The 19,875-nt window shown below is 32.9% G+C and carries 16 protein-coding genes and 4 tRNA genes; 10 read left to right on the top strand and 10 right to left on the bottom strand.

Going from position 1 to position 19,875, the window contains the following annotated elements; genetic code table 11:
* Positions 1-3: 3 nt before the first annotated feature.
* From fmt to ACUUYC_RS14885, 3 genes are all read left to right on the top strand, one after another.
* Positions 4-951, top strand: a complete 948-nt coding sequence (gene fmt, locus ACUUYC_RS14895; protein ID WP_474267010.1) for a methionyl-tRNA formyltransferase — start codon at positions 4-6, stop codon at positions 949-951.
* 183 nt (positions 952-1,134) lie between these two features.
* A complete protein-coding gene (locus ACUUYC_RS14890; protein WP_474267008.1) occupies positions 1,135-1,410 on the top strand; it encodes an HU family DNA-binding protein in 276 nt (91 codons plus the stop codon).
* A 134-nt stretch (positions 1,411-1,544) separates the two neighbouring features.
* Positions 1,545-2,114, top strand: coding sequence for a YqgE/AlgH family protein (locus tag ACUUYC_RS14885; protein WP_474267006.1), 570 nt, complete (start codon positions 1,545-1,547; stop codon positions 2,112-2,114).
* Between the two features lie 83 nt (positions 2,115-2,197).
* Here the strand turns inward: ACUUYC_RS14885 and ACUUYC_RS14880 are convergent, their stop codons facing one another.
* Together ACUUYC_RS14880 and ACUUYC_RS14875 are read right to left on the bottom strand one after the other, a co-directional pair.
* On the bottom strand, positions 2,198-3,034 hold the full coding sequence (locus ACUUYC_RS14880; RefSeq protein ID WP_474267004.1) for an aminotransferase class IV: 837 nt from the start codon (positions 3,032-3,034) through the stop codon (positions 2,198-2,200).
* A 52-nt stretch (positions 3,035-3,086) separates the two neighbouring features.
* The gene (locus ACUUYC_RS14875; RefSeq protein ID WP_474267002.1) at positions 3,087-3,473 is read right to left on the bottom strand and encodes an START-like domain-containing protein; all 387 of its coding nucleotides are present in this window, start codon (positions 3,471-3,473) and stop codon (positions 3,087-3,089) included.
* 133 nt (positions 3,474-3,606) lie between these two features.
* Between ACUUYC_RS14875 and ACUUYC_RS14870 the strand changes: the two genes are divergently transcribed.
* Positions 3,607-3,680, top strand: a tRNA-Met gene (locus ACUUYC_RS14870).
* Positions 3,681-3,765: 85 nt separating this feature from the next.
* On the opposite strand, the gene ACUUYC_RS14865 is transcribed toward ACUUYC_RS14870, so the two are convergent.
* From ACUUYC_RS14865 to ACUUYC_RS14845, 5 genes are all read right to left on the bottom strand, one after another.
* Positions 3,766-3,888 (bottom strand): hypothetical protein, encoded by a 123-nt coding sequence (locus ACUUYC_RS14865; protein WP_474267000.1) that lies wholly within the window; start codon positions 3,886-3,888, stop codon positions 3,766-3,768.
* 423 nt (positions 3,889-4,311) lie between these two features.
* Positions 4,312-4,385 (bottom strand) — tRNA-Arg (locus tag ACUUYC_RS14860).
* 19 nt (positions 4,386-4,404) lie between these two features.
* Positions 4,405-4,479: transfer RNA gene (locus ACUUYC_RS14855), tRNA-Pro, on the bottom strand.
* Between the two features lie 26 nt (positions 4,480-4,505).
* Positions 4,506-4,587 (bottom strand) — tRNA-Ser (locus tag ACUUYC_RS14850).
* A 149-nt stretch (positions 4,588-4,736) separates the two neighbouring features.
* Positions 4,737-6,827 carry an HD family phosphohydrolase gene (locus tag ACUUYC_RS14845; protein WP_474266998.1) on the bottom strand — a complete coding sequence of 697 codons (2,091 nt, stop codon included), beginning with the start codon at positions 6,825-6,827 and terminating at the stop codon, positions 4,737-4,739.
* A gap of 131 nt (positions 6,828-6,958) precedes the next feature.
* Here ACUUYC_RS14845 and ACUUYC_RS14840 point away from each other — a divergent pair, with 131 nt between their 5' ends.
* Both ACUUYC_RS14840 and ACUUYC_RS14835 read left to right on the top strand, forming a co-directional pair.
* A complete protein-coding gene (locus ACUUYC_RS14840) occupies positions 6,959-8,137 on the top strand; it encodes an acetyl-CoA C-acyltransferase (protein ID WP_474266996.1) in 1,179 nt (392 codons plus the stop codon).
* A 34-nt stretch (positions 8,138-8,171) separates the two neighbouring features.
* Entirely contained in the window at positions 8,172-8,918 is a 747-nt protein-coding gene (locus ACUUYC_RS14835; RefSeq protein WP_474266994.1) for a C40 family peptidase, read from the top strand.
* An 84-nt stretch (positions 8,919-9,002) separates the two neighbouring features.
* Here ACUUYC_RS14835 and ACUUYC_RS14830 read toward each other — a convergent pair whose 3' ends face one another.
* Positions 9,003-10,286, bottom strand: a complete 1,284-nt coding sequence (locus tag ACUUYC_RS14830) for a tetratricopeptide repeat protein (protein WP_474266992.1) — start codon at positions 10,284-10,286, stop codon at positions 9,003-9,005.
* A gap of 38 nt (positions 10,287-10,324) precedes the next feature.
* Positions 10,325-12,868: a DNA gyrase subunit A gene (gyrA, locus tag ACUUYC_RS14825; RefSeq protein ID WP_474266990.1), complete on the bottom strand. Its 2,544-nt coding sequence runs from the start codon at positions 12,866-12,868 to the stop codon at positions 10,325-10,327.
* A gap of 260 nt (positions 12,869-13,128) precedes the next feature.
* On the opposite strand from gyrA, the gene ACUUYC_RS14820 reads away from it, so the two are divergent.
* The 3 genes from ACUUYC_RS14820 (at position 13,129) to ACUUYC_RS14810 (ending at position 16,821) form a co-directional block, all read left to right on the top strand.
* Entirely contained in the window at positions 13,129-15,684 is a 2,556-nt protein-coding gene (locus tag ACUUYC_RS14820; RefSeq protein ID WP_474266988.1) for an ATP-dependent Clp protease ATP-binding subunit, read from the top strand.
* Positions 15,685-15,881: 197 nt separating this feature from the next.
* Entirely contained in the window at positions 15,882-16,304 is a 423-nt protein-coding gene (locus tag ACUUYC_RS14815) for a hypothetical protein (RefSeq protein ID WP_474266986.1), read from the top strand.
* A 121-nt stretch (positions 16,305-16,425) separates the two neighbouring features.
* Positions 16,426-16,821, top strand: a complete 396-nt coding sequence (locus ACUUYC_RS14810) for an STAS/SEC14 domain-containing protein (RefSeq protein ID WP_474266984.1) — start codon at positions 16,426-16,428, stop codon at positions 16,819-16,821.
* A 57-nt stretch (positions 16,822-16,878) separates the two neighbouring features.
* On the opposite strand, the gene hutH is transcribed toward ACUUYC_RS14810, so the two are convergent.
* The gene (gene hutH, locus ACUUYC_RS14805; RefSeq protein WP_474266982.1) at positions 16,879-18,384 is read right to left on the bottom strand and encodes a histidine ammonia-lyase; all 1,506 of its coding nucleotides are present in this window, start codon (positions 18,382-18,384) and stop codon (positions 16,879-16,881) included.
* Between the two features lie 123 nt (positions 18,385-18,507).
* Between hutH and ACUUYC_RS14800 the strand changes: the two genes are divergently transcribed.
* Positions 18,508-19,851 (top strand): TlpA family protein disulfide reductase, encoded by a 1,344-nt coding sequence (locus ACUUYC_RS14800; protein ID WP_474266980.1) that lies wholly within the window; start codon positions 18,508-18,510, stop codon positions 19,849-19,851.
* Positions 19,852-19,875: the final 24 nt, after the last annotated feature.

The following is a 19,875-nucleotide window of genomic DNA, read 5'->3' as shown; positions in this document are numbered from 1 at the left end:
TATATGAGAGATCTTAGAATCGTTTTTATGGGCACACCCGATTTTGCAGTTGCAACATTAAAAGCATTATTAGAAGCTAAATACAATGTTGTTGGTGTACTAACGGCTCCAGACCGACCAGCAGGACGCGGACGAAAGCTAAATCAATCTGCCGTAAAGAAATTTGCATTGGAACATAACTTGAATGTATTGCAACCAACTAATTTGAAAAGAGAATCTTTTGTTGAAGAATTACGTGCGTTAAACGCGAATTTACAAATTGTGGTGGCTTTTCGTATGTTACCTAAAGTTGTTTGGCAAATGCCCGAATATGGAACGTTTAATCTACACGCTTCGTTACTTCCTGATTATAGAGGAGCAGCTCCAATAAACTGGGCTGTTATTAATGGTGAAACAAAAACTGGTGTTACAACTTTCTTTATTGATGAGAAGATTGATACTGGCGCGATGATTTTTCAAGAAGAATTAGCTATTGATCCAGATGAAAATGCAGGTTCATTACATGACAAATTAATGAGCATTGGAAGTGGATTAGTTGTAAAGACTGTTCAACAAATAGAAAAGGACGAAGTTTCAACGACAATTCAACCACAAAATGACGATATTAAAACGGCATATAAAATTCATAAAGAAACCTGTGAGATTGACTGGACAACTTCTATAGACAATATATATAATAAGATTCGTGGTTTAAGTCCGTATCCAGCTTCTTGGACAACATTACATAATGGAGATGAAACTTATGCTATTAAAATATACGAAGTAGCAAAAGTGATAGAATCCCATTCATATGAAGCAGGAAGCATCATATCTTCTAAAAAAGAAATTAAAGTAGCTGTAAAAGATGGCTACATACTTTTAAAGGTAATACAACTTCCAGGGAAACGTAAAATGGAAATTTCTGCCTTATTGAATGGTTTCAAATTTGAAAAAGACGCAAAAGTCTCGTAACCCTTATATCTACTGATATCAGAGAAAACCTATAAAAAACCACTACCTTTATTAACAATCGCGTTAAGTTATTAACAAAATAGCGCTTTTCCCGCGCTATTACTTGCATGAGAAGGAAATCCGTATAAATTTGTACTGCTTTTAAAAAATAATGTTTAACCAACAATTAATAATTCAACAATTATGAACAAAACAGAATTAATTGACGCAATGGCTGCTGATGCAGGAATTTCTAAAGCGGCAGCAAAGAAGTCATTAGAATCATTTTTAGGAAATGTAGAAGGAGCTTTACAAAAAGGCGGAAGAGTATCTTTAGTAGGATTTGGATCTTGGTCAGTTTCAGAAAGAGCTGCTAGAGACGGAAGAAATCCTCAAACAGGAGCTACTATTAAAATTGCTGCTAAGAAAGTAGTTAAGTTTAAAGCTGGTTCTGATTTAGGAAATGCTGTAAACAACTAGTATACTTTACTAAATACAACAGATAAAAAGCGCTCAATTGAGCGCTTTTTTAATGCTTTATATTTTCGTTAAGGCTAGCAAATTTGATTATTTCATTTTTTTTTAATAGATTTAAGTAACCTAAAATTTCATAAATGGTAGCCTTAAAACCCAATAAAGGACATCTTTTAGTTGCTGAACCATCTATTATTGGAGACGTATCTTTCAACAGATCAGTAGTATTACTTGCCGATCACACAAAGGAAGGATCGATTGGTTTTATTTTAAATAAACCACTCAACGTAAGCCTATCTGACTTGATTCCTCAGTTTGCCAACCTAAAAACTACGTTTAAAGTGTATAATGGCGGACCTGTAGAACAAGATAATTTATACTTTATACATAAAATACCGCACTTAGTTCCGAATAGTATAGAAATATCGCTTGGTATTTATTGGGGCGGCGATTTTTCATCGATTGCAAAACTCTTAGAAGAAGATAAGTTGAATGAAGATGATATTAAGTTCTTTTTAGGATATTCTGGCTGGCATGCCAATCAATTAAGTGATGAATTAAACTCAAATTCATGGGTTATTGTTAAAAATGAACTCAAAAAAGAGATTATTTCAAAATCATGCAAATCAATTTGGCGTAAAAAAATGATGGAATTTGGTGGTGAATACTTGATTTGGTCAAATGCACCTGAAGATCCAAGTCACAACTAAAGCTCAGCTCTTTTCACTTTTTTGTTCGAAAAGCATCATCTCGACTCGCTCGATATGACATTTTATGTAGAGAATAGAAAATTTTAACCTAATCGAATTCTCATATTCAATTTTGCAAGTAGATCTTTAGCAATCACATTTGTAAATTGCTTTTTTCTATATTTAGTAATCGGAACAATTCCTTTAATCACGTTTGTAACAAAGAACTCATCTGCTTTTTGAATTTCAAATGGAGAAATACTTTCCTCTTTTAATTGGTAATCAGGCAATTTTTCAAGAATTTCAATTAGTTGCATTCTCAAAATTCCTTTTAGGCAACCATCAGTTATTGGTGGTGTTTTGATAACGTTTCCTTTTACCAAGAAAATATTTCCATTTAAGGCTTCCACAACACTTTTATCTTCGTTTACTAATAAACAGTTGTCTAAATCATTTTCTTTCGCGTAAACGCTTCCTAAAACGTTTATAATCTTATTATTTGTTTTAAGTGTAGAAAGTAAACCTTTGTTGATATAAAAATCTTTGTATAAATCTACTTCATATGCTACTTCCGAAAGTAAGTAAAAAGGTGAATTTAGTTCATTAGCAGAAATAATATATTCGATTTCATTTGAGTTAGGCAAGTACAATCCTTCATTTCCTCTGAAAATTGTACAACGTACACGTGCATTGGTAAGTTCGTTTGCCTTTAGTGTTTTAAGAACTTCTTCTTCTAGAAATTCCATTGTAAAGTTCATTGGAATTTCCATTCGTAAAATTCGCATAGATTCCATGAGTCTGAAATAGTGATCTTCCCAAAAAAGAATTTTATTTGCTACAACTCGTAAGGTTTCAAAAAGCGAATCTCCATACTTTAAGCCTCTATTTTCAACATTGATTACTGTTGTTTCTTTGCTCAAATTTCCGTTAAAATTTACCATAAAAAAAGCCTTGATATTATCAAGGCAAATATAGTTTTTAAAAATGGTTTTTTTAGCTAGAACCTAAAACTTGTTTTAGACTTCCAATTTGATTTTCCCACAACATCTTACCTTCTTCCACTTCATCATCATCTGCAAAATCTGTAACAATTAGTGAAACATCTTTTGTAATCTCATCGACAACAATCTTCATTTCAAAATAATCTGATGTATCTTCATCTTCTTCCCACTGAAATCGGATACGTTCGTTATTTTTCTTCCCCAATAACTTTGCTGTTTCTTCACTATCATCCCAAATGAAGGTAAAAACCTCTCCTCTAGAATTTACATTATCTGCATACCATTCAGATAATCCTGAAGGTGTAGATAAATATTGGAACAAAAGCTGTGGCGAAGATTGTATAGGGAACTCAATTTCGTATTTAACTCTATCTGACATACTTTAATTTATAATTATGTTGTTGACAATATATACATTAATTGTTTAGTTTAAAAGAAAACAATAAAAAAAATAAAAATTGAGTATTATTTGCTCAAAAAAAAATTGTTTATATATTTGCACCCGCAAACACGGCGAGGTAGCTCAGTTGGTTAGAGCGTCGGATTCATAACCCGGAGGTCACGAGTTCAATTCTCGTTCTCGCTACTACTATAAACATTAGAAAAGCTAAGATTCTGAATCTTAGCTTTTTTCATTTCTGTACAACATATGTACAACAACTAATGTTTTTCTATTTTTTCTTTCCACCACCTGCTTTTGATGGTGTTCTTGGCACATTATTTGAACGTCCTTTACCTGATTTATTACCTGTACTACTTGGCGCATTTTTTAAGCCACTTGATTTTTTAGCCATGATTTTAAAGTTTTAATTAAATTTTCACTTAAAATAAGCTTATTCAACTTACTAACTTTACGGCTTTCCTCATCTAAATTGTTATGTATATCTCTATTTTTCTAAAATTATATGAGAATTAATTTTAATTCACTTTCCAAAGAAGATATAGGTATTTTAGAAGCCTATGAACCAAACCTAGAACAAAATCATTTGTATTTGTTTTTTTTACGTCTACTTAATTATGAAAAAAGGAAAGATACAAGCTAAAAAAGCGAAAATGCAAGTTTCTATTCCTGTGCAAGTTTGATTGAAAAGATTAGTTTAGCACTAGTTCGAACCACTATAACAAATTCAATATTTGAATTAATACATTTATTTTCAAAAGTTTAAGAAAACAAAAAAGCGGACAAAAAAACAATAATGTTAATTCGTCCGCTCTTGTGAGCCCGATAGGATTCGAACCTATGACCGCCTCCTTAGAAGGGAGGTGCTCTATCCAGCTGAGCTACGAGCCCGTAACTCTCAATATATTTGTCGGGGTGGCAGGATTCGAACCTGCGACCTCCGCGTCCCAAACGCGGCGCGATAACCGGGCTACGCTACACCCCGAAAAGTTATCAATAATTCAAAAAAAGCGGAGAGACTGGGATTCGAACCCAGGCATCCCTAAGGATGACAGCTTAGCAGGCTGCTGCATTACCACTCTGCCACCTCTCCAATATTCTTTGTTTTTAAGAACTTACGCAATCCTTAAATTGCGGTTGCAAATGTAACAGTTCATTTTGTATGACGCAACTATTTATGAGTTTTTTTAGTCTTTTTTTGCTATTTTTTTCACAATAATTTAATTTTCAATAAACTACCGTTTATTCAGGGTATTCAATTCGTAAATGGTAAATGTTATTTAGCTTCTTTTTTAGCACTTTTTTGATGGTCACAATTTCTTTCAATGTAATATCTGCATTCATAAATTGTAATTCGTCCATTTGCTTATCTATGATGCGTTCTACAAATTGATCAATTTTTTGTGATGTTGGCTCTTTTAAACTTTTTGAAGCTGCTTCTACAGAATCTGCCATCATTAATATTGCTGTCTCTTTAGAAAATGGAATCGGTCCAGGATATTGAAATTTCTCAATAGAAACTTCCTCATCTAATTCTTTTGCCTTTTGATAGAAATAATACACTGTTGACGTTCCATGATGTGTTCGTATAAAATCAATGATACGATCTGGTAGTTTATTACTTTTTGCAATTTCAATTCCGTCTAATACATGATCAATAATCATTGCAGCACTTTCATCTGGTGCTAATTCATCATGCGGATTTACGGAAGTTGCCTGATTTTCTATAAAGAATGTCGGATTATTCATTTTTCCAATATCGTGATACAACGCTCCTACTCTAACCAACATTGTGTTTGCTCCTATCTCACTTGCTGCGGCTTCCGCCAGATTTGCCACTTGAAGTGAATGATGAAACGTTCCTGGTGCTTCGTTAGCAAGTCGTTTCAAAAGTTTGGAATTTGTATCTGACAATTCTAACAGCGACACATCTGACACCAGTCCAAAAATCTTTTCATAAATATAAATTAGCGGTTGCACAAATAATGTTGCCAATCCACATAGCATAAATTGCATAAAGTAAATCCAAGTGACATGCACATTCCCTAATTCATTTTTACTAAATACTTCTGTGAATTTTATTCCACCTTCATGTGTAATGTAAAATGCGAAATAAGCCACTATATAGATTAATGTGATCTGTCCGACAGAAATAAAGAGATTCGCACGCTTATACAACTCAGAAACCGTTAAAATGGTAACTATTCCAGCTATGATCTGTAAAAAGATGTATTCTGAACTGTTTGGCACAATAAAACCTAGTAACAAAACCGTCAATACATGTGCAAATAATCCCAATCGAGCATCAAAGAATGCTTTTAAGATTAACGGAAGAATACACAACGGAACTACATATACATAATTTGCATTGTATTTTACCACCAAAGTCGTCAGGACAATCATAAACACAATGTTCATAAAAATGAACGTGACTTTGTTATTATTTTCATAGATATCTGGACGATATTTACGAATGAATAATAACAGCATCAATAAAGCTAATGCTACTAAAATTGTGTACCCAAAGACGATCCAGTTGTAATTTGATTCATTCCAAATTTGCGATTCATACTCCTTTTTGAGTGAATTTAATTGTGCTAGCTTGTCTCCTTCAACAACTTCTCCTTTGGCAATAATCCGAATACCTTCTTGAATGTTTCCACGTGTTGGAGCTATTTTGCTTAATTCTTGCGCAAGCGCATTGTTTGTAATTTCTGTATTAATAGATACATTTGGTTCTATAACATCAAAAAATAAACTATATAGCTGTGTTTCATAGTTTTCTAGGAACTCACGTGCTACAAAATCGTTGATATAATTTTGAAGATTGTTTAGTTTGACAAATTTATTGTAACTAACATTTCGTCCTACGTTGTCTTGCATCAACACAACTAGTTTGTCTGTTTTAGAATCATCAGTTGCAGCTATAACACCATTTCTGTAAAAGTTAGACAATAGCCTAGTTGTTTTGGTTTTTAAGATTGAGAATGCTTGCGATTCTACAATACTATCACTGGCAAAAAGTTCATCAAATTCTTCATTAAAATCACTTTTAACACGCTGTGCTATGTTTACATCATAGTCATAATACGCTTTTGCATTTGTATTTATTGCTGCTTTCTCAGCTTCTATTTCATCAGCTGTTTTTGTGATAGGAAAATCAAAAGGTGCAATTAAGGTTTCATACTGCCAAGGTTTTCCTTTTTGAAACTCATATTGAAACTTTCCGCCTTTAGGAAAAAGGTACACAACCAAAAAAGTTGTCAAGACATATAAAAAGATTTTATAGACAAGTGATTGGTTCTTGTATAACTTGTTGATGAGCTGCTTCATGAAACGAATATATGGTAATATTCAAAAGTAATAAAATTAAGCATGTCTTAATATCGCTTAAATTGATAATTTATACGGATATCTTCTAAAAAATAATTAAATTCGCAGCAATTAAACTTTAAGCAAAAATCATGAGTAAAGAAGTTGTTATTGTAGCAGCTGCGAGAACTCCAATAGGAAGTTTTTTAGGCGCTTTATCCACTATACCAGCTCCAAAGTTAGGAGCAACTGCCATAAAAGGTGCATTAGCACAAATAAATTTGGCTCCAGAACATGTACAAGAAGTGATTATGGGAAATGTTGTGCAAGCTGGAACAGGACAAGCTCCTGCTAGACAAGCCGCAATTTTTGCTGGAATTCCAGATACTGTCCCATGCTCTACCGTAAATAAAGTATGTGCATCAGGAATGAAAGCTGTAATGCAAGGTGCGCAAGCAATTGCTTTAGGTGACGCTGATATTGTTGTTGCTGGAGGAATGGAGAATATGAGTTTAATTCCACATTACTACCATGCAAGAACTGCAACAAAGTTCGGTCCTGCTAAGATGGAAGACGGAATGCAGAAAGATGGTTTAGTAGATGTATATGACAATGTAGCTATGGGAGTTTGTGCAGATGCCTGTGCAACTGAGTATAGTTTTTCAAGAGAAGATCAAGATGCTTTTGCAATTCAATCATACGAACGTTCAGCGAAAGCTTGGGCAGAAGGAAAGTTTGCTAATGAAGTTGTCCCAGTAGAAGTTCCACAACGACGTGGAGAACCTGTTATCGTAAATGAAGATGAAGAGTTTAAGAATGTAAAGATGGAAAAAATTCCTGCTTTACGTGCTGCATTTACAAAAGACGGAACAGTTACTGCTGCCAATGCTTCTACTATTAATGATGGTGCTGGAGCAATGGTATTAATGAGTGCTGAGAAAGCTGCTGAATTAGGCTTAACACCTTTAGCAACCATAAAAGGATATGCAGATGCTGCACACGAACCAAAATGGTTTACAACTGCACCAGCAAAAGCACTTCCAAAAGCATTAGCAAAAGCAAATGTAAGCATAGAAGATATTGAATACTTTGAATTTAATGAAGCTTTTTCAGTCGTTGGATTGGCAAATATGAAAATCTTAGGTTTATCTGACGAAAACGTAAATGTAAATGGTGGAGCAGTTTCTTTAGGACATCCATTAGGTTGCTCAGGAGTTCGTATTTTGATTACTTTATTAAATGTTTTAGAACAAAATAATGCAAAATTAGGAGCTGCAGCTATCTGTAATGGTGGCGGTGGAGCTTCTGCTTTGGTATTAGAAAGAGCTTAATATTTTCAACCTAAAAATCATCCGAATCTAATACATGCAATACGGAATTTGCAATTTGAGTATTGTTCCGCTTCGTGCCGAACCAAGTGATATGAGTGAACTTGTATCACAAATTTTGTATGGCGAACATTTTAAAGTGTTGGAAAAACGCAAAAAATGGAGTCGTATTCGAATTGCATTTGATAAGTATGAAGGTTGGATTGATAATAAACAGTATTTAGAAGTTTCTGAGGAAATTTATAAAGAGAAGGACAAAGAAGAGTTACTTCTTTCTTCTGATTTGGTCGAATTTATTACAGATGACACACAGTTGATGCCGATTCCTATTGGTTCAGTTTTAAATCCTTTGTCGCTATTCTCACATCAATATGATGGAGACACCGTAAGCGGAATTCTTTTAAAAGAAAATATTGTCAAAACTTCATATATGTATTTAGGCGCACCTTATTTATGGGGCGGAAAAACACCTTTCGGAATTGATTGTTCTGGGTTTACACAAATGGTCTATAAATTGAATGGTTACAAACTATTACGTGATGCTTCACAACAAGCAACTCAAGGTGAAGCATTGAGTTTCATTGAAGAAAGTGAACCAGGTGATTTAGCTTTTTTCGATAATGAAGAAGGAAATATTATTCATGTTGGAATCATTATGGAAGATAATTATATCATTCATGCACACGGAAAAGTTCGTGTTGATCGTATTGATCATTCAGGAATTTTCAATGTAGAAACTAACCGTCATACACACAGACTACGTGTTATTAAGAAGATTATCTAAATAAAAAATATTCACATTTAGACATAAAAAAACCTCGTTAATTACTTAACGAGGTTTTTTATTTTGTGTATCTGTAGTCTAAAACTATTGTCCTAGCTCAGTTAATTTAGCTTTTACAGCTTTCATTTTATCATCTTCTCCTAAGAAAGAATATAAACCTTTTAACTGCTTTAAGATTTGAACATTATCAGGAACATTTTTAGAAAGTCCTTCTAATACAACTAACGACTTTTTATAAAGTTCAGTTTGCTTTGCTTGTAACTCGTCAAACTTTTTGTTATCAGCACTAGAGTTTCCTAGTTGATTCATTTTATCTACCACATCAGCAGCGTCATCAATATATGTTTTAGATAAGTTGATTCCAGCATTTGTATATGCAGGATCAATTTCTAGTACTCTGATATATGCTTTTCTAGCTTCTTCTACTTCTCCGTTCTCAGCACTAATTACTCCAATGTTGTAATGTGAATCAGCATCATTAGGGTTTTTAGTAATGATTTCTTGCATGATTTCTTTGAACTTATCTTTTTTACCTTGATCGTAGTAGATTTTACCTTTTGATAGTAATAAAGATGAATCATCTGGATTTGCTTCAATTGCTTCATCAATAGCTACCAATGCTTTATCAGTATCTCCAACATGGTTTGAGTATATCCAAGAAATGTTTTTAATGATTTCTGGGTATCTAGATTTAGTTTTGTTTTCTGTTGGTGTTTTATGTGTTCCACCTCGTACAGAAAAATCTCTTACTGTTTTTTCTGGAAAAGCTTCTTTTTTTCCATCTTCAACATTAATTGCAAAATACTCAGTTTTCACACCTGTATAATTCAAATCTTTCAATTCTTCATAATACTTTAATGCATCATCGTAATTTCTTCCAGTAATTGAATTTGAAGCTGCAAAGTATAAGTAATCTTTGTTTGAAGAATCCATTTTATACGTCATGTATAAGATATCAGCTGCTTTTTTATAATCTTCTGCTTTCTGCGCTTTGATAGCATTATCTACCAACTTACCGACCATTTGCTGCATTAAAGGCTTTGTTTCCTTTGTATACTTAAATTTCTTTTGTCCTTTTTCGAACTCAAGTAATTTTTTAAAGTTATCACTTGCTGTTTTAAAAGAATTTTCTGTATCCATTCCTTTTTTAGCTAACTCATAATACGTTTTTCCTTTTAGGAAATAGTACTGCGCTTTGTATTTTGCGTCAGCACTTTCAATCAAGGATTCTACACTTGTCAATGCGGCTTTCGCTTCTACAGTATTTCCTTTTTTTAACTCTTTCTCAGCCGTTTTTAATTCTTTCTTTTGTGCAAAAGTAAATGCGGTAATTAATAAAGCTGCGAAAATTGAAATTGTCTTCTTCATTTTTCTAATGTTTAAAATAATTTGAGAGTTTGTTATTATTATTCTTCTGTTTCGTTGTCACTATCATTGTTATTATCAACAGCCGTGCCATCTTCTGAAACCTCAGTGTTATCAACACCTTCCAAGTCTTCGATCTCTTCTTCCTCTTCATTCATTACTTTGGCTACTGCAGCAATTGAATCTTTTCCTTTAATGTTGATTAATCGAACTCCTTGTGTTGCACGTCCCATAACTCTTAGGTCGGAAACTGCCATACGAATTGCAATTCCTGATTTGTTGATGATCATCAAACCATCTTCATCAGTTACATTTTTGATAGCAACTAATTCTCCTGTTTTATCAGTTACAGAAATTGTTTTTACTCCTTTTCCTCCACGATTGGTAATTCTGTAATCTTCTAAACTAGATCGTTTTCCATATCCGTTTTCAGAAACTACTAGTATATTACTTTCCATATCGTTTACAGCAACCATTCCAACTACTTCGTCATTGTCATTAGCGAGTCTAATTCCGCGAACTCCAGAAGCATTTCTTCCCATTGGTCGTGTTTTCTCTTCTTCAAATCGGATCGCTTTACCAGATTTTACAGCTAACATTACTTGACTGTTTCCAGTTGTTAATTTCGCTTCTAGTAACTCATCTCCTTCTTTAATTGTAATGGCATTAATTCCATTTGTACGTGGACGCGAATATTGCTCTAAAGGTGTCTTTTTTACTTGACCTTTTTTCGTGGCCATAATCACATAATGATTATTGATATATTCTTCGTCTTTTAAGTTTTGTGTACAAATAAATGCTTTTACTTTATCGTCTTTTTCAATGTTGATTAAGTTTTGTATAGCTCTTCCTTTAGAAGCTTTACTTCCTTCTGGAATTTCATATACACGCATCCAGAAACATTTTCCTTTTTGTGTAAAGAATAACATGTATTGGTGATTCGTTCCAACAAAAAGATGCTCTAAGAAATCTTCATTTCTAGTTGCACTTCCTTTTTGACCAACGCCACCTCTATTTTGTCTTTTGTATTCATTTAATGAAGTACGCTTGATATAACCTGCATGCGAAATTGTAATTACTACTTTTTCATCAGGGATTAAATCTTCAATACTTACATCTCCACCAGCATATTCAATTAAAGAACGTCTTTCATCACCATACTTATCTTTGATGACATCAAGTTCATCTTTGATGATGTCCATTCTTCTTGACTTATTTGCCAAAATATCACGGTAATCTTCAATACTCTTCATGATTTCGTCATATTCTCCGCGTAACTTGTCTTGTTCCAGACCTGTTAACTGACGTAATCGCATTTCAACAATTGCTTTGGCTTGAATTTCTGTCAATTCAAAACGCTTGATCAAGTTGTTACGAGCATCTTCAGCATTTTGCGAACCTCTTATAATTGCAATTACCTCATCAATATTATCAGAAGCAATAATCAATCCTTCTAAGATATGTGCACGTTCTTCTGCTTTTCTTAGTTCGTATTCAGTTCTACGCGTTACAACTACATGTCTATGTTCTACAAAATGATGAATCATTTCTTTTAGATTCAATAATTGTGGACGTCCATGAACTAATGCAATATTATTTACACTAAATGAAGATTGTAATGCTGTATACTTATAAAGTTTATTTAAAACGATATTTGGAATTGCATCACGCTTTAAGATATAAACGATACGCATTCCTTTTCTATCCGATTCATCACGAATTGTAGAAATACCATCAATCTTTTTATCATTGATCAAGTCAGCAGTTTTCTTAATCATGTCTGCTTTGTTCACTTGATATGGAATTTCAGTTACAATGATACATTCTCTACCTTGTACTTCTTCCATCGTAGCTTTTCCTCGCATCACAACTTTTCCACGTCCAGTTTTGAACGCTTCACGAACACCATCATAACCATAGATAATTCCACCTGTTGGAAAATCGGGTGCTTTTACATGCTGAATCAACTCATCGATTTCAATATCAGTATTATCGATATATGCATGAATTCCATCAATAACTTCAGATAAGTTATGTGGTGGCATATTTGTTGCCATACCAACAGCAATACCTGATGCTCCATTGATTAATAAACCAGGAACACGTGTTGGTAAAACGGTTGGTTCTTTTAGTGTATCATCAAAGTTTAATGAATGATCTACTGTATCTTTATCAATATCTGCCAACATATCGTCAGATATCTTACGCATTCTTGCTTCCGTATAACGCATTGCTGCAGGACTATCACCATCAATAGAACCGAAGTTTCCTTGCCCATCTACAAGCATATAACGCAAACTCCATTCTTGCGCCATACGAACCATTGCGTCGTATACAGATGTATCACCATGTGGATGATACTTTCCTAATACTTCTCCAACAATTCTTGCAGATTTTTTATGAGCAGAACTAGATCTAACTCCGAGTTCATGCATTCCAAATAATACTCTTCGATGTACGGGTTTCATACCATCTCTAACATCTGGAAGTGCACGTGACACAATGACTGACATCGAATAATCGATGTAAGCAGACTTCATCTCATCTTCTATATTAATAGGGATTAACTTTTCTCCTTCTGCCATGTATTTTATATTTTAATATTTCGAGTTTTACAAATCGGGTCAATATACAACATTTGCTAGTATTCAGCGAGGATTTCTAGCAGCATTTTAACGTTTTTTTATTAACAATTTTTAATAAGTTTTTTTGATAATTTAATATTATAATTTTTGAATTCGCTGTTTTTTTTCGTCTATTAGCTTTGACAACCTTCCATCACGGAACAATTTTTGTATTATTCGTTCCGAAGTATTAATTTTAATGTCGAAAGGAAACAAGATTTATGGATGACAATTTCTCCCCAAGAGTAAAAGATGTAATCGCCTACAGTAAAGAGGAAGCATTACGTTTGGGCCATGATTTCATTGGTACTGAACACTTAATGCTAGGACTTCTTCGAGACGGAAATGGCAAGGCTATCAATATTTTGAATGCATTAGATGTCGATTTGACACATTTACGCAGAAAAGTAGAGATTTTAAGCCCTGCAAATCCAAATGTGGCAGTCGCTCCTAACGAAAAGCGAAATTTACACTTAACTCGCCAAGCCGAGAGAGCACTAAAAACTACATTTTTAGAAGCAAAACTTTTTCAAAGTTCTTCTATCAATACCGCACATCTATTATTGTGCATTTTAAGAAATGAAAATGATCCTACTACAAAACTTTTAAATAAGTTAAAAGTGGATTATGATAACGTTAAAGAGCAATTTAAGTATATGATAACAAATGATGATGATTATATAGATTCGCCGCAAGCTAACTCTGACTATGATGATAATAGCGGAGCGCAAGAACCTTCTAAAGAAAATCCGTTTGGATCTTCTAACACTGGAGGAAAAGTAAACAAGAAATCAAAAACGCCTGTACTAGATAATTTTGGACGCGATCTTACAGCAATGGCTGAAGAAGGAAAACTCGATCCAGTTGTTGGGCGTGAGAAAGAAATTGAACGTGTTTCACAAATTCTAAGCAGACGTAAAAAGAATAATCCAATTTTAATTGGTGAACCTGGTGTTGGTAAATCTGCCATTGCTGAAGGTTTAGCAAATAGAATTGTAAAGCGTAAAGTATCACGTATTCTTTTCAACAAACGTGTTGTTACGTTAGATTTGGCAAGTTTAGTTGCTGGAACTAAATACAGAGGTCAGTTTGAAGAACGTATGAAAGCCGTGATGAATGAATTGGAAAAGAATGATGATATTATTCTTTTCATTGATGAAATTCATACGATTGTTGGTGCTGGTGGTGCTACAGGAAGTTTAGATGCTTCTAACATGTTTAAACCTGCATTAGCAAGAGGTGAGCTGCAATGTATTGGAGCTACCACTTTAGATGAATATAGACAACATATTGAAAAAGATGGTGCTTTAGAGAGACGTTTCCAAAAAGTAGTGGTACAACCAACTACTGTTGCTGAAACTATTGAAATTCTAGAGAATATTAAAGATAAGTATGAAGAACATCACAATGTTAGTTATACACCTGAAGCTATCAAAGCATGTGTTACATTGACAAATAGATATATGTCTGATCGTTTCCTTCCGGACAAAGCTATTGATGCGTTGGACGAAGCAGGTTCTAGAGTTCATATCACAAATATTGATGTTCCAAAACAGATACTTGATTTAGAACGCCAACTTGAAGAAGTTCGTGAACTAAAGAATTCTGTTGTCAAAAAACAGAAATATGAAGAAGCTGCTAAATTGAGAGATGACGAAAAACGTCTTGAAAAAGAATTAGCTATTTCACAAGAAAAGTGGGAAGAAGAATCAAAACAACACAAAGAAACTGTTGACGAAGAAAATGTAGCTGATGTAGTTTCAATGATGACAGGAATTCCTGTAAATAGAATTGCGCAAACAGAAAGTAACAAATTAGCACAACTTCCTGAATTGATCAAAGGAAAAGTTATTGGTCAAGATGAAGCCGTTGGAAAAGTTGTAAAAGCTATTCAGCGTAATCGTGCTGGACTTAAAGATCCAAATAAGCCAATTGGCTCATTTATCTTTTTAGGACAAACTGGAGTTGGTAAAACGCAATTAGCGAAGGTGTTAGCACGTGAGTTATTTGATTCAGAAGAAACACTCATCAGAATTGATATGAGTGAATACATGGAAAAATTTGCGATTTCTCGTTTAGTTGGAGCACCTCCAGGATACGTTGGATATGAAGAAGGTGGACAATTAACAGAAAAAGTTCGTAGAAAGCCATATTCAGTTATTTTACTTGATGAAGTTGAAAAAGCACATCCAGATGTGTTCAATATGTTATTACAAGTATTAGATGATGGTTATTTAACAGATAGCTTAGGTCGTAAAATTGATTTTAGAAATACAATCATTATTATGACATCAAATATTGGTGCACGTAAATTGAAAGATTTTGGAGCTGGTGTTGGTTTTGGTACAAATGCCAAAAAGACACAAGCAGATGATCATGCAAAAGGTGTTATTGAAAATGCATTGAAAAAAGCATTTGCACCTGAATTCTTAAATAGAATTGATGATGTTGTGATCTTTAATGCACTTGAGCGTGAACATATCCATAAAATTATTGATATCGAAATCGCTAAATTATATTCAAGAATCAAAGATTTAGGATATGATTTACTTTTAAGTGACAAAGCAAAAGACTATATCGCTGATAAAGGTTTTGATAAACAATACGGAGCAAGACCATTAAAAAGAGCAATTCAAAAGTATGTTGAAGATGCGCTTGCAGAAGAAATAATTACATCAAAAATTCATGAAGGTGACAAAATTTTCATGGACTTAGATGAGAAAACTGATGATTTAACTATTAAGATTGAAAAAGCAGAAAAGCCTGCTAAATCTTAATAGTAACATTTAAAAAATAATTATTAAATCCTGTTTTTTTCGAAAAGCAGGATTTTTCTTTTTACCTGTTTTCGCGCTCTTTACAGATAAAATTAGGTTGTTTATCTAAAATACTCTTAAAGTATACTAAAATAGGATGAATACTACAAAATGAAAAGTAATTTAGCAATCTAAATAAAACAAAACTACCTCATATAATGCAGATTGCAGGAAAACAATTAAGAGACATCTACAATTTTGATGATGGAATATTATACTTGTATAATGATTTGATTATTGGCGAAATTTTTGAAGGTGTACATGTATCTATAGAAGAAATGCTTCCTTTCTTTGAATTTTTTCAAGAAAACTTTAAAACTCCTTTCGGATACATCTCTTATCGTAAAAATTCGTATTCTATTGATCCACAAATTTATAAAATGCTTCCAGCAAACAATCTACTAAAAGGTATTGCTGTAGTATCTGAAGATAAATTTTCTTCTTTAAATGCGCACGTAGAAAAAAACTTTTTTGACGGAAACTACGAACTATTCACTACACTCGGAGCAGCAATAAATTGGCTAGACACTATTATTCCATTAAAAAAAGAAAGTAGTAACGTTAAGAAAAGTATTATTTAAAGATTCTAAATGAAACGTATTCTTTCAGTAAAAACATGCAATTACAAAAAAAGCATGTAGTTCATCTATTATTTATTCGTTTTAAAATAAAAAAAAGTATCTTTAGTAAAAGCTTCGAACATTGCAGTTAACTAACGGACATCAAAACTCGTATATTAAAAAGTATACTTTGAGTATTGGGAAAATCAAAATCTATGAAGATTATATGGTTGCCCAACTCAATGAAGGTATTACGCTTAATATTGATACTGTACATGAAATTATATTAATTGCGCAAAAACACTTTCCAAAAAAACCATTTGCTTACATTACTATTCGCAAAAACTCGTATGCAGTTGATCCAATGATGTATTTAAAAGTGTTTGAAATTGAAAACTTAAAAGCTATCGCAATTGTTTCGAATAAATTTATTGACAATCATAACGTTAAAATTGAAAAGCATTTTTTCAACAAACCTATGAGTATCTTCAAAACGCTTCCAGAAGCTGTGAGTTGGGCAAAAGAGTATTTACAATAAGTATTTAAATTTCTTTATTATAATTCTAGAATTGACTAAGTAAGCATCCTAGAAATTTTAACCAAACAATACCTCAGCTTCAATTACCATATTCTGCATAAAAGTCAATGTATTTTTTATATCAATATGCAACTCTCTATCTTCATCTACAAAAGGAACTTCTTCACGATACATTTGTAAATATGTCTCAATGAATTCTGAACTTTTTAATGGCGCTCTAAACACTAATGCTTGTGAAGCATTGAACAACTCAATTGCCAAAACACGCTCAACGTTATCAATTACCCTTTTAGCTTTTGTAGCGGCATTTGCGCCCATACTTACATGATCTTCTTGTCCGTTAGATGAAACAATAGAATCAATACTAGCAGGTGTAGCAAATTGCTTATTTTGACTAACAATACTTGCTGCTGTATATTGTGGAATCATAAAACCAGAATTCAATCCTGGATTATTGACTAGAAAATCGGGCAAACCTCGTAAACCAGAAACTAATTGAAAAGTTCTACGTTCAGAAATGTTTCCTAATTCAGCCACAGCAATTGCCAAATAATCAAGCGCCAATGCTAAAGGTTGTCCATGGAAATTTCCACCTGAAATAATAGCATTTTCTTCAATAAATATATTTGGATTATCCGTTACCGAATTAATCTCTGTTTCAAATGTCTTTTTTATAAATGTCAATGTATCTTTTGTTGCACCATGAACTTGCGGCACACAACGAAAAGAATACGGATCTTGTACATGTTTCTTTTCTTGAGAAATCAATTGGCTACCTTCAGTAAACTCTTGAATTCTTCGAGCAGTTTTTAATTGTCCATTATGTGGACGAATTAAATGAATTAAATCATTAAAAGGTTCTATACGTCCATCAAAAGCCTCCAACGAAATTGATGCAAAGAAATCAGCAAAATACGATAGCTTATAAGCTTTTAACAATGTATGAACTCCATACGCACTCATAAATTGAGTTCCGTTTAATAGAGCTAAACCTTCTTTTGCTTTCAATTCTATTGGTTCCCAGTTAAATTCTTTTAAAACTTCACTAGCAGGAACTTCTTCTCCTTTATAATATACACTTCCTTTTCCTAAGAGTGGTAAAGACAAATGAGCTAAAGGTGCTAAATCACCTGAAGCACCAAGTGAACCTTGTTCAAAAACAACTGGCAAAATATCATGATTATAAAAATCAATTAAACGTTGTACAGTTACCAATTGGGCAGCAGAATGTCCATAACTCAACGATTGTACTTTTAACAACAACATCAGCTTTACAATCTCTTTAGAAACACGATCACCAGTTCCGCAAGCGTGCGACATTACTAAGTTTTCTTGTAATTTAGAAAGATGTTCATCTGAAATTTTCACATTACACAAAGAACCAAAACCCGTATTTATACCATAAATAGGTGTTTTCTGATCTTTCAATCGTTGTTCTAAATATTCGCGACACGCAACAATTTTATTCATTGCGGATTCTGACAAAGAAAGCTTTGCGTTAGACAGTACTAATTCTTGAATATCCTTAATATCAAGCAACTGAGAACTTATTTTGTGTATCATGTTAAAGGAAGCTATAAATTTAATTCAAAAGTGAAAATTCAAACGGTATAAACCAAATAATTGTTAATAATTTATTGATTAAAAAAAGAATCGTTTAAATTTGACCAAACAAACTTTAGAAAAATGAAAAAAATATTGCTATTGATTGCGGCATTGGCAATCTTCTCGTGTAAAACAGAACCCAAAGTAGACTATGTATTACTATCTGGGAAAATTGAAAATCCAAAAGGAGATAAAATAAATATTTCTGGAAACGATTTCAAGAAAGAAATTAAAGTAAATGAAGATGGTTCATTTGCTGATACATTACATATTGAAGCTAACGGATATTATTCATTCATTCACGCAAGAGAGCGTACATCATTATTCACACAAGCTGGTGACGAATTAAAAGTAACGTTAGATGCTTCTAAATTTGATGAAACAATTAAATATGAAGGAAAAGGTGCTGAAAGAAACAATTATATCGCATCGAAATTTCTAGCAAATGAAGATTTTAATTTTCAAGAAGTTTATGCAGAAGAAGAAGCTGATTTCTTAAAAACAATTGGAGATTCGAAAACGAAAATGGAAGAAGCGTTAACAAATGCTAAAGGATTAAGCGCTGATTTCGTTGCTTTGGAAAAAGAAAATATCAATTATGAATATTTAGCAAACCTTTCAAGATATCCTAATTATCACCCATACTTTGCAAAGAAAGAGAATTTTGAGCCTTCTAAAGATTTATTAAATCCTTTAAAAGACCTTAATTACGACGACGGAAAAGCTTTTGGTTTATATGAATCATATAAAGAAATTACTACAAGTCATTATATGAAAAAAGTATATGAAGACTCATTAATGACGACAAGTTTAGACATGGTAAAAGGGCTAAAGTCGCAGAATATTAAAAATGAGTTAGCCGGACAAATGGCTTATATGTTAACGCCTTCAAACGAGAATGCTGATAAATTATACAAAGCGTTACAGGTAATTTCTGATAAAGAAGAATTCCAGAAAGAATTGACTACTAAATATGACAAAGTAAAAAACTTAGTAACTGGAAAAGCCTCTCCTAAGTTTGATTATGAAAATCATAAAGGTGGAAAAACTAAACTAGATGATTTAAAAGGAAAGTATGTATATATTGACGTTTGGGCAACTTGGTGTGGACCTTGTATTGGTGAAATTCCTTCATTACAAAAGGTTGAAAAACAATATCATGGTAAAGACATTGAATTTGTTTCAGTATCAATTGATACGAAAAAAGCGTATGATACATGGAGAAAAATGGTAGACGATAAAGAATTAGGCGGTATTCAAGTTATTGCTGACAATGCTTGGAAATCTAAATTTGTTACGGACTACGCAATTGAAGGTATTCCTAGATTTATCTTAATTGATCCAGAAGGAAACATTGTAAACGCAGATGCTCCAAGACCATCAAATCCAAAATTAATTGAACTATTTAATGAATTGAAAATATAAATTTTTCATTCATACTCAATATAA

The sequence above is a fragment of the Kordia sp. E genome, from assembly GCF_056033805.1.
This window is presented reverse-complemented; position numbering and strand designations above follow the sequence as displayed.